Origin of the sequence: Gluconobacter frateurii, from assembly GCF_002723955.1 — a bacterium.
Classification (GTDB): domain Bacteria; phylum Pseudomonadota; class Alphaproteobacteria; order Acetobacterales; family Acetobacteraceae; genus Gluconobacter; species Gluconobacter frateurii.
Map to the genome: position 1 here is coordinate 300683 of NZ_BEWN01000004.1, position 14210 is coordinate 314892.

Annotated in this window: 14 protein-coding genes and 1 tRNA gene; 7 read left to right on the forward strand and 8 right to left on the reverse strand. The window is 55.5% G+C overall.

All coding sequences use genetic code 11. The annotated features are described in order from the left end of the window. A complete protein-coding gene (radC, locus tag GFR01_RS12225) occupies positions 1-762 on the reverse strand; it encodes a RadC family protein (RefSeq protein ID WP_099182674.1) in 762 nt (253 codons plus the stop codon). Between the two features lie 357 nt (positions 763-1119). Further along, complete coding sequence (locus GFR01_RS12230; RefSeq protein ID WP_063904654.1) at positions 1120-1815, reverse strand: JAB domain-containing protein; 696 nt, start codon at positions 1813-1815, stop codon at positions 1120-1122. Between the two features lie 27 nt (positions 1816-1842). Here GFR01_RS12230 and GFR01_RS12235 point away from each other — a divergent pair, with 27 nt between their 5' ends. From GFR01_RS12235 to GFR01_RS12255, 5 genes are read left to right on the forward strand one after another with little or no spacing between them, the layout of a single operon-like run. Next, on the forward strand, positions 1843-4068 hold the full coding sequence (locus GFR01_RS12235; protein WP_099182675.1) for an ATP-dependent helicase: 2226 nt from the start codon (positions 1843-1845) through the stop codon (positions 4066-4068). Further along, on the forward strand, positions 4068-4973 hold the full coding sequence (locus tag GFR01_RS12240) for a 50S ribosomal protein L11 methyltransferase (RefSeq protein WP_099182676.1): 906 nt from the start codon (positions 4068-4070) through the stop codon (positions 4971-4973). The genes GFR01_RS12235 and GFR01_RS12240 overlap by 1 nt, the downstream gene beginning before the upstream one ends. Positions 4974-4975: 2 nt before the next feature. Next, the gene (locus GFR01_RS12245) at positions 4976-5506 is read left to right on the forward strand and encodes a GNAT family N-acetyltransferase (RefSeq protein WP_099182677.1); all 531 of its coding nucleotides are present in this window, start codon (positions 4976-4978) and stop codon (positions 5504-5506) included. Continuing rightward, positions 5503-7293 carry an aminopeptidase P family protein gene (locus GFR01_RS12250; RefSeq protein ID WP_099182678.1) on the forward strand — a complete coding sequence of 597 codons (1791 nt, stop codon included), beginning with the start codon at positions 5503-5505 and terminating at the stop codon, positions 7291-7293. Before GFR01_RS12245 ends, GFR01_RS12250 begins: the two co-directional genes overlap by 4 nt. Before the next feature lie 43 nt (positions 7294-7336). Next, a complete protein-coding gene (locus tag GFR01_RS12255) occupies positions 7337-8179 on the forward strand; it encodes a transglycosylase SLT domain-containing protein (protein WP_099182679.1) in 843 nt (280 codons plus the stop codon). A gap of 11 nt (positions 8180-8190) precedes the next feature. Here GFR01_RS12255 and GFR01_RS15745 read toward each other — a convergent pair whose 3' ends face one another. Further along, positions 8191-8358: a hypothetical protein gene (locus GFR01_RS15745; protein ID WP_167384251.1), complete on the reverse strand. Its 168-nt coding sequence runs from the start codon at positions 8356-8358 to the stop codon at positions 8191-8193. Positions 8359-9319: 961 nt separating this feature from the next. Here GFR01_RS15745 and GFR01_RS12265 point away from each other — a divergent pair. After that, entirely contained in the window at positions 9320-9871 is a 552-nt protein-coding gene (locus GFR01_RS12265) for a twin-arginine translocation signal domain-containing protein (RefSeq protein WP_099182681.1), read from the forward strand. 306 nt (positions 9872-10177) lie between these two features. Then, a complete protein-coding gene (locus tag GFR01_RS16065) occupies positions 10178-10399 on the forward strand; it encodes a hypothetical protein (protein WP_145994572.1) in 222 nt (73 codons plus the stop codon). Positions 10400-10498: 99 nt separating this feature from the next. On the opposite strand, the gene GFR01_RS12275 is transcribed toward GFR01_RS16065, so the two are convergent. From GFR01_RS12275 to gatC, 5 genes are all read right to left on the reverse strand, one after another. Continuing rightward, positions 10499-10651 carry a DUF3309 family protein gene (locus GFR01_RS12275; RefSeq protein ID WP_007281962.1) on the reverse strand — a complete coding sequence of 51 codons (153 nt, stop codon included), beginning with the start codon at positions 10649-10651 and terminating at the stop codon, positions 10499-10501. A gap of 100 nt (positions 10652-10751) precedes the next feature. Next, positions 10752-10843, reverse strand: a tRNA-Ser gene (locus GFR01_RS12280). Positions 10844-10938: 95 nt separating this feature from the next. Continuing rightward, on the reverse strand, positions 10939-12396 hold the full coding sequence (gene gatB, locus GFR01_RS12285; protein WP_099182683.1) for an Asp-tRNA(Asn)/Glu-tRNA(Gln) amidotransferase subunit GatB: 1458 nt from the start codon (positions 12394-12396) through the stop codon (positions 10939-10941). After that, positions 12393-13880, reverse strand: coding sequence for an Asp-tRNA(Asn)/Glu-tRNA(Gln) amidotransferase subunit GatA (gene gatA, locus GFR01_RS12290; protein WP_099182684.1), 1488 nt, complete (start codon positions 13878-13880; stop codon positions 12393-12395). Before gatA ends, gatB begins: the two co-directional genes overlap by 4 nt. After that, the gene (gene gatC / locus GFR01_RS12295; RefSeq protein ID WP_023942393.1) at positions 13880-14167 is read right to left on the reverse strand and encodes an Asp-tRNA(Asn)/Glu-tRNA(Gln) amidotransferase subunit GatC; all 288 of its coding nucleotides are present in this window, start codon (positions 14165-14167) and stop codon (positions 13880-13882) included. Before gatC ends, gatA begins: the two co-directional genes overlap by 1 nt. Positions 14168-14210 lie beyond the last annotated feature (43 nt).

Sequence of the window (14210 nt, forward strand, 5' to 3'; positions counted from 1 at the left end):
TCAGAGCAGGCCCGTACGCTGAAAACTGGTGTGGCGTCCATTTCCGATAATGAGATGGTCAGTAAGCTGGACGCCAACCACGTCCAGTGCGGCCTGAACCTGCTGTGTCATCTGGATGTCCGCCTGTGAGGGTGTTGGGTCACCGCTAGGGTGGTTGTGCACCAGGATGAGAGAGGTTGCCCCGACTTCCACAGCGCGTCTGGCGACTTCTCTTGGATAGACGGGTGTATGGTTGATGGTCCCCCGCGCCTGGGCTTCGTCGGCGATCAGGCCCTGCCGGTCGTTGAGGAAAAGAATGCGGAACTGTTCGATATTTTCACGGGCAAGGCGGGCTGTCAGATAATCGAGCAGTTTCTGTTCGCTATCGAGCAGATCCGCGGTTGGTAGCCGTTCCCGGTTATACCGAATCGCGGCCTCCTGTAGCACACGGATCATGGGAATCATGGGGCTGCCCATATCCCTGATGCCAGCGAGTTCACGGTTGCTGGCGGAAAGCAGGGCCGCCAGCGAACCGAAGCGTTCCAGAAGTGCTGGAACAAGACTTTCGGCTTTTTGTTCACGACCCGTAAAAAGATGGACGATCAGCCTCAGAAGTGTGTCGTCGTTCAGATGACGCCCTCGCCCACTCAGGAGTGCAACAGGAGCAGGAATCGTTTCGTGATCCGTTGTCTCCGGCGCGGCTGTAGCAGCTGGTATGGCCCGAAGGAAGGGACTTCCCAGACAGTCAGAAAATCCATCTTCAGAAGGCTGAGCGTTGGTCATTCGTTTTTCTGACACTGTAACCCGGACGAGATCAAGGCGTCGTCAGCCTCTCTCAGAAAAGGTTGAAAAAATCGGTAGATTTTTCGGGGGCTGTTTTTCTGTTGGAAAACAGTTATCTAACAGGAAGAGTGTTCCCCGCACATGCGGGGATGAACCGACATTTCATTCCCTTTCGTTTCGAGGATAATGGTGTTCCCCGCACATGCGGGGATGAACCGGGCCGAGACGCAGGGGCCAGACGCCCGACTGAGTGTTCCCCGCGTGTGCGGGGATGAGCCGGGCTCAGGAAAACGCCAGCTTTCTTTCATTTTATGTTTTCTGCATGCGCAGGATTGTTTTTGAAGCAGGGTATGAGGCTTAAAGGAGACCTTCCTGGCGTAGGCTGCTGAGTTTTTTGTCTTCATTGCTTAGAAGGATGTCATGCAAGACGATGGACAGTTGCTTAAGTGCGGTTTCCAGAGTTCTTGCAGCCGTTGACAGGGCTGGTGATTTGAGAGTGGGTTGGACATGCAGGCCGATAATGGCGGTAGCATGCAGCGCCAGTGCGCGAATGGCGATGGCCCGGTTCAGGAAGGTGATATCCTCCTCTTTGGGGGCCGCTTCATCCGCAAGGAGGCGGTTGCGGTTATCCAGATAAAGGATGCGAAGCTGTCCGGGAACCGCGCCTTGTAATGTCGTTTCAAGATAGCTTGTCAGTTGTGGCCAGTTCCCCAGAACCGGACGCTCGCGGCTTTCGGCGGAGGCAAGACGTTCTGCGGCGACTGACGGAAGGCGAAGAGCGCGGATGGTATCGTCGTTCAGTCCGGCGTTCCGCAGATCGCGTGTTGGTGCGCGAAAGACGTTGATCAGGCTTCCGAAGTGGCTGATGAGGCCTTTTGCGAGCGGTTTTGTGTCCTTGCGCGGGATGCCCAGGAACAGCAGCATTTCCAGAATTTCGTAATCGGCAAGGGTCTCCGCACCGTTGGTTTCGACGCGGGTGCGCATCCGGGCACGGTGTCCCTGGGGGCCGGTACCGCGTGTCAGGTCGATCCGGGAAGATGATGTGTTGGCCATAGGACCATCACACTCTATATCGGGAGTGTGCCGCAAGACCCTCTCATCCCCACGCCCGAATATCTCTCCCGCCTGAACCCGGAGCAGAGACGTGCCATCGAGACAACCGAAGGCCCGCTTCTGATTCTTGCTGGTGCAGGTACGGGAAAGACACGCGTTCTGACAACGCGTTTTGCCCATCTTCTGCTGACGGGCCGCGCCTATCCGAGCCAGATCCTTGCCGTGACCTTCACCAACAAGGCTGCGCGTGAAATGCGCGAACGTGTTGGGGCGATCCTTGGCGAGCCTGCCGAGGGGCTTTGGCTTGGCACCTTCCATGCCATTTGCGCGCGGATGCTGAGGCGTCATGCGGAATATGTGGGCCTGACGAGTGGGTTCAATATTCTTGATACGGATGATCAGCTTCGTTTGCTGAAGCAGATCATGGAGCCGTTTCGGCTGGATACGAAGCGTTGGCCGCCGAACCAGCTCATGGGCATCATCCAGCGCTGGAAAGATCGTGGGCTGACCCCGGATCGGGTAACGCCTGCCGAGGATACGGATTTTGCCAACGGGCACGCTCTGGCAATCTATCGGGCCTATCAGCTGAGGCTGCGGGAACTGAATACCTGCGATTTCGGCGATCTGATGCTGCACATGGTGGAGATCCTGCGATCCCAGCCGAACGTACTGGCGCAGTATCATCGGATTTTCCGCTATATTCTGGTGGATGAGTATCAGGACACCAACACGGTTCAGTATCTCTGGCTTCGCCTGCTGGCCAAGCGGGAGCATGGTCCGTCCAACATTGCCTGTGTGGGGGATGACGATCAGTCGATCTATTCCTGGCGTGGGGCCGAGGTTGAAAACATTTTGCGGTTCGAGAAGGATTTTCCTGGCGCGGCGGTCGTAAGGCTGGAGCAGAATTATCGTTCGACGGCGCAGATCCTGGCTGCTGCTGCGGGGTTGATCGCGCATAATGAAGGCCGTCTGGGCAAGACGCTTCGCCCCGGACGCGAGGACGCGCAGGGCGAGAAAGTCCAGATCATTGGGGTTCGTGATTCCGATGAAGAAGCCAGGATTGTTGGTGGTGCGATTGAGCGTCTCCAAGCTGATGGGCACCCCCTGTCCGAAATGGCTATTCTGATGCGTGCGGGCTTTCAGACGCGGCCATTTGAAGAGCGCCTGATGACGATAGGTGTCCCCTATCGGATTGTCGGCGGTTTGCGGTTCTATGAACGCGCGGAAATCCGTGATTGCTTGGCTTATATGCGCGTTCTGTCGCAGCCTTCTGACGATCTGGCGTTCGAGCGCATCATCAATGTTCCCAAGCGTGGTGTGGGTGCTGTTGCGGTGCAGAAGTTGCATGGGCTGGCGCGTACTCTGCCCGGCCCGCTAACCGCTGCTGTTCTGACGCAGATTGAACAGGGTACTCTCAAGGGAAAGTCCAAGGAGGCTCTGACCAGTCTGATGGAAGCGTTTCAGCGTGCGAAAGCGACGCTTGAGACGGAAGGTCAGGTGGTGGCCGTCGAGCAGCTGCTTGAAGATAGTGGCTATCTTCAGATGTGGCGCGATGACCGGTCTGTGGAAGCGCCGGGGCGGCTCGACAATATCCGTGAGCTTTTAAGGGCTATTGGTGAGTTTGCGACGCTTGAAGGTTTTCTGGAACACGTGGCGCTTGTCATGGATACGGAAAGCGAGACGACCGATGACAAGGTCAGTCTCATGACGTTGCACGGCTCCAAGGGGCTGGAGTTCGATACGGTGTTCCTTCCCGGTTGGGAGGAAGGCGTTTTTCCGTCGCAGCGGTCTCTGGATGAAGGCGGCAACCGGGCGTTGGAGGAAGAACGACGTCTGGCCTATGTTGGACTGACGCGGGCGCGGCTTCGCGCAATCGTTGTCCACGCGGCCAGCCGACGTATTTATGCGAACTGGCAGGCTTCAATGCCTAGTCGGTTTATTGAAGAAATTCCGTCTGAATACGTCCAGATTGGTGGTCAATCCGTGGAAAGTCGGCGGCAGGCGGCGGCCGCCCCATCCATGTTTGCGTCTGGCCCTTTTACGAGCACCCGTCCTTCCGGGATGCCTCAGACCCCTCGTCCACGCATCACGGATGTGCAGCCGCAGGCGAATGTTCCGGTTGGGGCGACGGTTTTTCATCAGAAGTTCGGCGAAGGCACCGTCATTGCGGTGGATGGCAGCCGGCTTGAAATCAACTTTGAAAATGGCGGCATCAAGCGCGTCATGGCAAATTTCGTGGAGATCAGATCGTGATGGCACCCCGCAGCATTGGCCGACGCCATGCCAGTGCGCTTGAAACCCTGTCCATTACGGTGGAGGAGGAATACGTCCCTCTCTTCGAGCAGGCTTTGATGTGCGTCTGTGAGACCGTCGGTATTTTTGAAGCCGATGACGAACAGAAATACTGGCGTATCGAAGGCGTTAAGGACACTGGCTACAAGGAAGACGAGCTCGAGAGCGCTCTTGCTGTTGCGCGCCTTCTGACGGGATGTGATGCCGAGTTACTTCGGGAAGCGACCGAGGCTGAAGGCTGGCTGGCGCGGACTTATGAGTCCTTTCCGCAGCAGAATGTTGGAAAGCGCTTCGCTATTCGTGGCACGCATCTGCACGGCGCACCAGACCAGTCCCGTTTGACTATCACGCTGGACGCGGGCATTGCCTTTGGTTCTGGTGAACATGGTTCCACCCGTGGGTGTCTGCGGGCTCTGGAGATGGTGGCGTATCGTAAGCCACGTCATATCCTCGATATGGGATGTGGCTCGGGTATCCTGGCGATGGCGGCGGCCAAGCTTCTGCATCGTCCCATCCTGGCTGTTGATATTGAGCCTTGGTCTGTACGTACGGCGAAGGCTAACGCACGGCTGAATGGCCAGGGTAATCTGCTGGACTGCCGGTTTGGTAATGGTTGGAATACCAACCAGGTGCGGATCAAAGCGCCGTATGATCTGGTGTTTGCCAATATTCTGGCGCGTCCGCTTTGTCGGATGGCTCAGTCTCTGGCGCTGAATCTGGCTCCGAACGGAACGGCCATTCTAGCTGGATTGCTTTACACGCAGGCCAATATGGTTCTGGTAGCGCATCGTCGTCAGGGGCTGGTCCTTGAACGGCTCTTGCGTGAAGGTGACTGGGCGACACTGATCCTGCGCAAGCGAGGCTGACAATGGGGTTCGTGATCCGGGACGTTCAGGATGAAGATCTGCCTGCAATTTTGCGGATCACGAATCATGCGATTGCCCATACGGATGCCTTGTGGATCAGCACTCCGTTCACGCTGGAGCAGCGTCAGAAATGGGTTTCGGATCGCTTGGCTCAGAGTTTCCCGGTGTTTGTGGCAACTAACGAAAATGGCGACGTTTGCGGGTATGCCTCCTATGGGGCCTTTCGCGCCTTTGAGGGCTATGCCAAGACGATCGAACACTCAGTATATGTGGATGTCGAGCACCAGGGACGAGGTCTTGGGCGCAGGTTGTTGGCCCGATTGATCGATCATGCCAAACAGGCCGGCTTCCACGTCATGGTGGCCGGTATTACGGCTGGCAATGAGGCCTCGGTCGCTCTTCATCGCCAGTTTGGTTTTCAGAACAGCGGTATTTTACCTCAGGTTGGGCGAAAAGGCGGGCGTTGGCTCGATCTTCTCTTCATGACGCTCTGCCTTGAGGCGGCATTCGAACCGGAAAAGGATTTTCCATGACCGTTTCTTCCATTCCCTTGAATGAGCGCCCTGCTCTTGTCCGCAAGGCTTGTGAGGCTCTGGGTGTTTCAGGGTTCATCATTCCGCGGGGGGATGAATATCTCGGGGAATATGTAGCCCCCTGCTCTGACCGCCTTGCGTGGCTGACGGGTTTTACGGGAAGCGCGGGTCTTGCTGTCATTCTGCCGAATGCGGCGGCCGTGTTTTCCGATGGTCGTTATACGGTTCAGATGGAAGAGCAGGTTCCGCATGCGTTGTGGGAGCGCAGGCATGTGACTCTGGAGCCAGCTTCGGACTGGCTCGCAGACAAGGCTGCTGGTCTCAGCGTGGGCTACGATCCGAAGCTGGTCAGTCGCTCCATGCTTGCCTCATGGGCTGCGCCGGGCGTTGAACTGGTCCCGCTGACGGTTAATCCGATTGACCAGGCCTGGACGGATCAACCTGTCGCTCCGGCGAGCACAGTTGTTGAGCAACCGCTGGCGCTGGCAGGCGAAAGCAGTGCGAGCAAACGGGAGCGTCTTGCGGTCTTTCTGACGCATTCGGCTCAGGACGCAGTTGTGCTGGCGGATTGCACATCCATTGCGTGGCTTCTGAATATTCGTGGCAATGATGTCCCCCTGACCCCCGTGGCGCATGGTTATGGCATTCTGCATTCAGACGGCCGGGCAGAACTGTTTGTAGATCCTGCTCGTCTTGATGCCAGTTTAGCCAATGCTCTAGGCGCTGATGTTGCGGTCTATGCGCCGGTTCGTATTGAAGAGCGTTTGGGTGCGCTGGCGGGTAAGGTTGTTCGGCTTGATCCGGTGACGACACCAGTGTGGTTTGAAACGACCCTGAAGGCTGCGGGCGTTAAAGTTGTGGACGGCAATGATCCATGCACCTTACCCAAGGCCGTCAAGAACAGTGTGGAGCAGGAAGGATCACGCCAGGCGCATAAGCTGGACGGGATTGCGATGACGAGGTTCCTGCACTCGTTGTCTGTGTCGGCAGCTGGTCAGCATGAGACCGATCTGGTGGATCGTCTGAACGGTTTTCGGGCACAGTCCTCTGACTATCGGGAGCAGAGTTTCGATGCGATTTCTGCGGCCGGACCAAATGGCGCATACCCGCATTATCGTGCGGAAGTCGGCAAAGATCGAGTTCTGACGCCAAACAGTGTTTATCTGATTGATAGTGGTGGCCAGTATCCATTCGGTACGACGGATATTACCCGCACGGTGTGGATCGGTCCCGATGCGGCACCGCAGGCCATCAAGGAAAACTTTACGCGTGTTCTGAAGGGCAACATTGCTCTGTCTCGCGTCCGGTTTCCGCCGGGCACGACCGGACACCGTCTGGATACTCTGGCTCGTGCGGCTCTTTGGGAAGTCGGGCTGGATTACGATCACGGCACTGGTCATGGAATTGGCAGTTATCTGTCTGTTCATGAGGGGCCGCAGAACATTTCCCCTGCCCCTCGCCCTACGCCTCTGGAAGCGGGCATGATCGTTTCCAATGAACCGGGATATTACGAGCCGGGCGCATATGGCATCCGCATTGAAAATCTGATGCTGGTGAAGCCGTCGGCCTATCGTGGAACCAAGGGTGTTTTCCTTGAGTTTGAGATTTTGAGCTATACGCCGATTGATCGCGAACTCATCGATGTAACGTTGCTGGATGATGCTGAGCTGGCATGGCTGAACGCCTATCACGCTGAAGTTCTGACGCGTGTTGGACCAGATGTTGAAACTGACGTGCTCGCATGGCTTGAACATGCCTGCGCTCCGCTGCTGAGAAATAACGCCTAATTCAATAAGCGTTTATTCATATTTCCCGGTCATACAGAGCAGTATGACCGGGAAATATCTCTTTCTGCTCTTCTATATTGTGTTGGGGCTGCCCGGCTTTGGGTATGCCAATGACTGGGATGCTACAGGCAGCGTTTGTCATGAGGCGGTTGCTGTCGCCGAGCGGGAAGCAGATATTCCGTCTGGTTTGCTAGGCGCTATCAGCCATGTGGAAAGTGGGCGTCGCGATCCGTTGTCCGGCGGGGTCGTTGCGTGGCCCTGGACGGTTAATGCTGCGGGGCGAGGATATTTTTACGGCTCCAAAGCCGAAGCCATCTCTGCTGTAGAGGACTTTCGACGGTCAGGCATTGTTTCAATCGACGTGGGATGTATGCAGATCAATCTGCACCATCATGCTGATGCGTTTTCGTCACTTGAAGAGGCATTTGACCCTCTCAGCAATGCTCGCTACGGAGCTACTTTCTTGAAGAACCTCTTCGGACAGCTGCATGGATGGCCGGCTGCAACAGCGGCCTATCATTCACTGACACCCGCATTAGGTGCTGAATACGAACACCATGTGATGGCTGTTTGGAACGGGAAGCCAGATACTTACAGGCCCCCTGATTTCCTGCCTCAGATTGTCATGACAGGCAGTGGGCCCAAGGTCGTGATGCCGGAACAGGCGTGGCCTTCGTCCAGTCAGAATCAGGACATTTATTCTCGTGCTGCCTCCGCCTCCCAGAAATCACAATCGGGAAACGTGGCCCGTGTAATTTACGGCCCCCCTCCTCGTGTGATCAGGCGTGCTGTAAATTCTGGAAGCAGTGTTTCTGGCGCAGGCCGCGGGCGGGATCTCATGTCTTACAGGTCAACACCTGTCAGGCTGGCCTGGCGCCAGAACTAGAAAAACCGATGTCAGTTGTGCGGGGCTGTCCAGCGGTTTTGCTTGTATCCTGAATACGGACCGGGCGTGTCGCCCTGGCGCCAGTGGGTGCGGTCTCTCTGGTCGTGATGATTGTGATCGACGCAGGCCGTCAAAGACAGGGCAAGCAATACGGGCCCCAAGAGCAGATGGAACCTCATGATGTTTCTCCGTTAAAAGCCGGCCGGATATAAGCGGGCGGACGATAACGTTTCATCTGGGTCAGTGTTGCGGAGGGAAACCTGTCAAAAGATGATAGAGGTAGAGCATAAGGTCGTACAGCCCTTTCAACAGCTCCCATAGATTCCGAAAGACTACAAACGGATCAAAATTGTCACCAAGATACAGTGTGAGAATCCCTTGAAAGCCAGTGTTGCACGGTGGCTTCGCTCAGAGTGGGATTGGCTCTGCTGTGCCGGTATGCGAAGCCTGATTTTACCTAGGCTATAGGCAGACAAGCATGCCTCATCAACACATTCCGTGTGACGCTTGGTTTCAGTAGAAGTGTCTGCAATCGCTTTCCGGTGGAAATGTCCAGACACGTTTCTCTGTTAATCTGGGCGTAGAAAAGAATAAGCGAGAAAATCTTTTTCTCTTTTCCTGAGAGCAGACAGCTATTCCTTCAAAGGCGGATACGGTGACGGGCCTGGCTCTTCAGGAAGTTCGGGTGCGGGCCACTCGTCCGGTTCTGACTCTGGCTCTTCTTCAGAGGGATCATCAATCATGGGATCACCATTTGGGAATGGGTCATAAGGGTCCGGTCTTACCGGATAATCAAAAAGGCTGCTTATGTGCGCCAAGTGGGTGTAAGCCTGAAACGACATGATTGTCTCCTTCGAGGAGCAGACTCAATCGTTTACGACGCCAAAGGTTCACTGGCGCGTCAAAGAAAGTCTGATCTCGTAAAAATGCTCTGTCCTGCCCACCCGCATGGAGGGGGCGGATTTTATTTCGACAGCAATTTGTAATTGACATTGTCTTGCATTTGGCGCGCGCGGCGACAGCTTGCTAAGGGCAAATGTCCTCAAGCCATTATCTAAGTAACGATGCTTTAGGAAATGGATTGTTTGATGGGCAAGTATTTTTTGAAAATAATTAGAAATATTATTTAAGTGAGAATTCATGATTAATAATCGTAGATCGTTCCTTAAAGTTCTTGCTGCCGGATCTGCTCTTGGAGTTCTTGGTGCCTGTACCGTCACAACGTCAGGAAACGTGACAACGGTGACCCTGAATGTCGCAAAAGTAAAAGCATACGGAACCGCTGGTATTAACGCGGTAACAACGATCCTCTCCATTGCCGCCGTATCTTCAGCGATTGGTGCTCCGACGGTTGCGGTGATTGAGGCTGCCGATGTGGCACTCCAGTCCGCTCTGAAGGCTTTTTCGGATGGTGCAGGTTCAAAGGTGATGGTCAGTTATGACAGTACGTCTTTCAAAAGCCAGATAGATTCTGTTCTGGTAGATTTGCAGAGCGTCACGTCATTACTGGGAATTGCTGTGTCTCAGGCGGCCTCTACAGTTCCCAATTCAATTTTGGTAAATGCCAACACGGCCTTATCCGCGTTGAAAACGGTATTGTCTGTGTTTGAGGGGGTGCTGGGAATTGTATCGGTCTCTGCGCCGCATATGACGGAGGAGCAGGCCCTTCGCACTCTACATGTTTCCCCATGAGCGCTCGTGTTCGTCTCTATTATCCGGCGGACGGGTTTGGAGAACTGATCTGCTGGCGGCTCGAGAGTGCATACAGTCATGCGACGATTGAGTTTGATGGCAAGATCTTCTCAGCAACCGTGCCTCGTGTTGTGGCGGTGGGTCTTTCTGATCCAGACTTTGGAATGCCTCCAAGAAAAGGTTGCTGCTTTGAAATTCGGTTGACTGAAGAAGAAGCTGCTCGAGCTCTAACTTACTGCCAGAATTATGGTCGGTATGGGTTACGATATACTAGCGATCGCTGGGTGGGCGTTTCGCATTCAATCGATGCAGAGACTCAAACAACCCTATTGCTTTGAACTGGTATATGACGCACTGGCCGTTGCGGGAGTGTTCTCTACTTCCAAGCGGCTAGTGACTGGCGATCAGCTTCTCGTGGATCTTTATGCAACGGGACGCGTCATGAATGCTGCATCAAATCGGTCTCAGTTGCCTGAATACGCGCAGCGTCAGAAGCCTCCTGTCATCATTCCGGTGCCTCCGTTATGAATGATGTACTGGCGTCCGCACTCACGCATTAGGATGAGTGGAAACAAAAGAGAGTGTGGAGCCTAAGCTCCACACCCTCTTTGTGCTGTATTCGATAGGTTATAGTTGTCCCATCAAAACAAGAATTACAACGATAACGACAACAAGACCCAAACCGCCTGAAGGATAGTACCCCCACCGGGAGCTATATGGCCAAGTGGGGAGTGCTCCGATCAAGAGGAGTACCAAAATGATAAGAAGGATCAGGCTCATAGCGGGATCTCTGTTAGGTTAAGTGAGAGATACGCTAGTGCAGCTGAAAAGTTTCTATTCCGTTATTAGAACAGAAATATGAGATGGTTGTTCGAGTAAGTGGCGGAGGGGATGGGATTCGAACCCACGATACGACTTACATCGTATAACGGATTAGCAATCCGCCGCCTTCAGCCTCTCGGCCACCCCTCCGCACTGATACGCGGTTTTGACACCGCGTGTGCAGGAGCGTTCTTAGGGGGGAATCCGCTCGCCGTCAAACCCCCTAAGAGCACTTTTTTCACGTCTTATTCTGAAAGCAGCTTTTTCAGCATTTCGTTGACAAGGGCCGGGTTACCCTTCCCCTTCATGGCTTTCATTGTCTGACCTACGAAGAAGCCAAACAGCTTGTCCTTGCCGGATTTGTATTCCGCAACCTTGTCAGCATTCGCCGCGAGAATTTCGCGGATAGAGGTCTCGATCGCTCCGGTATCTGTAACCTGACGGAGCCCCTTGCGTTCAACGATTGCGGAAGCCGATTCGCCGGTTTCTACCATGTCTTCAAGGACTTCCTTGGCGATCTTGCCATTGATCGTGGAGTCCGAAATCAAAGCCAGAAGCTCACGCAGGCCTTCTGCACTGACCGGGCTGTCCTCAATGGAACGGCCAGTCCGATTCAGGGCTGCGAAGAAATCCCCGAGCATCCAGTTTGTAGCCAGACGGGCATCTGCGCCCTTTGCCACGGTCTCGTAGAAGTCTGCGACCGCCTGCTCGGCGGTCAGGACGCTGGCTTCATAACGGCTGACACCGTAGTCCTGCTCCAGGCGTTCGCGCTTGGCTTCTGGCAGCTCAGGGAGAGCGGCTTTCAGTTCATCAACCCAGGACTGTTCGATGACGAGCGGCAGAAGATCCGGGTCCGGGAAGTAGCGATAATCATGCGCGTCTTCTTTGGAGCGAAGCGAGCGTGTTTCGCTGCGGACGTGATCGAACAGGCGTGTTTCCTGATCGACTTCTCCGCCCGCTTCCCAGATTTCGATCTGGCGCTGTGCTTCGACCTCTATTGACTGCATGACGTAGCGGATCGAGTTGACGTTCTTGATCTCGCAGCGGGTCCGATACCCCTCCTCGCCCGGCTTCCGCACGGAAACGTTGACGTCCGCACGCATGGAGCCTTCTTCCATGTTGCCATCGCAGGTTCCGATGTAGCGCAGGATCTGGCGCAGCTTACGCAGATAAGCCCCAGCTTCTTCGGGTGAACGGATATCTGGCTCGCTAACGATTTCCATCAGCGCCACGCCAGCACGGTTCAGGTCGATGAAGGAGCGCGTCGGGTCCTGATCGTGGACGGACTTGCCTGCGTCCTGTTCTAGATGAAGGCGCGTGACACCGATTTCACGCGTGCTTCCGTCTGCCAGATCAACCAGTACTTTGCCCTCACCCACAATCGGGTGAGCGAACTGGCTGATCTGATAGCCTGTCGGAAGATCGGCATAGAAATAGTTCTTGCGATCGAAGCGGCTGAACAGGTTAATCTGTGCATTCAGGCCAAGGCCGGTGCGGACAGCCTGAGCGACACATTCCCGGTTCAGAACAGGCAGCATGCCCGGAAATCCTGCATCAATCAGGCTGACATGCGTATTCGGCTCGCCACCGTAAGAGGCGGACGCGCCGGAAAACAACTTGGCATTACTGATGACCTGGGCATGAACTTCCAGCCCGACGACGATTTCCCATTCGCCGGTGTTGCCGGTGATACGATAGCTCATGCCGACACTCCTGCATGGATGGCGGGTCTGTGGGTGAAGGACGCAGCCTGTTCGATGACGTGGCCTGCGGCAATCAGTGTTTCCTCATCGAAGAATTTGCCGATCAACTGAAGCCCAAGCGGAACGCCCTGTGCGTCCAGACCGGCCGGAACGGACAGAGCCGGAACACCAGCCATGCTCGCCGGAACAGTAAAGACGTCGTTGAGATACATCTGCACCGGATCGGTTGGCTTTTCGTCCTGTGCAAAGGCACCGGATGGAGCAGTCGGCGTCAGGATCACGTCCACGTTTTCGTAGGCACTCAGGAAGTCACGCTGGATCAGGGTGCGTACCTTCTGCGCCCGCAGATAGTAGGCATCGTAATAGCCAGACGACAGAACGTGCGTGCCGATGAGGATACGACGCTTCACTTCCTCGCCAAACCCTGCTGCACGGGTGGCTTCGTAAAGTGCATCCAGCGAGGAGCCATTAACGCGCTCACCGAACCGAACGCCATCATACCGCGCCAGATTGGACGAAGCTTCTGCCAGTGCTGCGATGTAATAGGTCGGCAGACCGTACTTCGTGTGCGGCAGGGAAATATCGACGATCTCCGCACCGGCGGCCTTCAGCCAGTTGATACCCTGCTGCCAGAGGGCCTCAATTTCCGCAGGCATGCCCGGAGCGTGATATTCCTTGGGAATTCCAACGCGCAGACCTCTGACGCCGCGTGTCAGGGCCGCTTCGTAGTTTGGAACGGGTGTGTCGACGCTTGTGGAATCCCGTTCATCGAAACCCGCCATGGATTCCAGAAGAATGGCACAATCCTGCAAGTTGCGAGCCATGGGACCAGCCTGATCCAGTGAGCTTGCAAAAGCGATCGTACCGAAGCGGGAGCAGCGACCGTAGGTAGGCTTGATTCCGGCAATGCCTGTGAAGGCGGCCGGTTGACGGATTGAACCGCCTGTGTCCGTGCCTGTTGCGCCCAGAACCAGACCAGCAGCCACAGCCGCAGCGGAACCACCGGAAGAGCCACCCGGAACTAGCTTGGCATCAGAGCCATTGCGCTTCCAAGGGTTTTCAACCGGGCCAAAGGCGGAGGTCAGGTTAGCGGACCCCATGGCGAATTCGTCAAGGTTTAGCTTGCCCAGAAAAACCGCACCATCACGCAGCAGATTGGACGTCACCGTGCTTTCATAAGGTGGGACAAAATTGCCAAGGATCTTGCTGGCCGCCGTTGTGCGAACGCCATTTGTGCAGAACAGGTCCTTGATGCCGAGCGGGATGCCGGTCAGTGCCCCGCCCTCACCTTTCGCAAGAACCTCATCAGCCGCCTTGGCGGCGACACGAGCCTGATCGGGCGTGCGGGTGATGAAGCTGTTGAGGCGGCCGTCCAGACGCTCGATGGCATCAAGATGAGCGTTCGTCAGCTCAACGGCGGAAATCTTGCGAGCCTTGAGAGCGTCCCGGGCGGAAGCCAGCGTAAAATCGTGCATGCCGGACATTATTCAACCACCTTCGGAACCGTATAGAACGGACCTTCACGGTCCGGAGCGTTGGAGAGCACGTCATCGCGGCGATTGCCGTCCGTGACGCGGTCTTCCCGCAGGCGTGGCTTGGCAAGACCTGTGCCGATCATGGGAGGCACATCCGTGACGTCCACTTCGTTAAGCTGTTCCACCCAGTCTATGATGGAACCCATCTCCTTGCCGAGAGCGTCAACCTCTCCCGGTTCGAGACCAATTCTCGCCAATCTGGCGATGCGCGTGACCGTTTTCGCGTCGAGCGACATGAACATTCCTGAAAAAGAGGAAATTATGGTAGCTTTTCAGCCG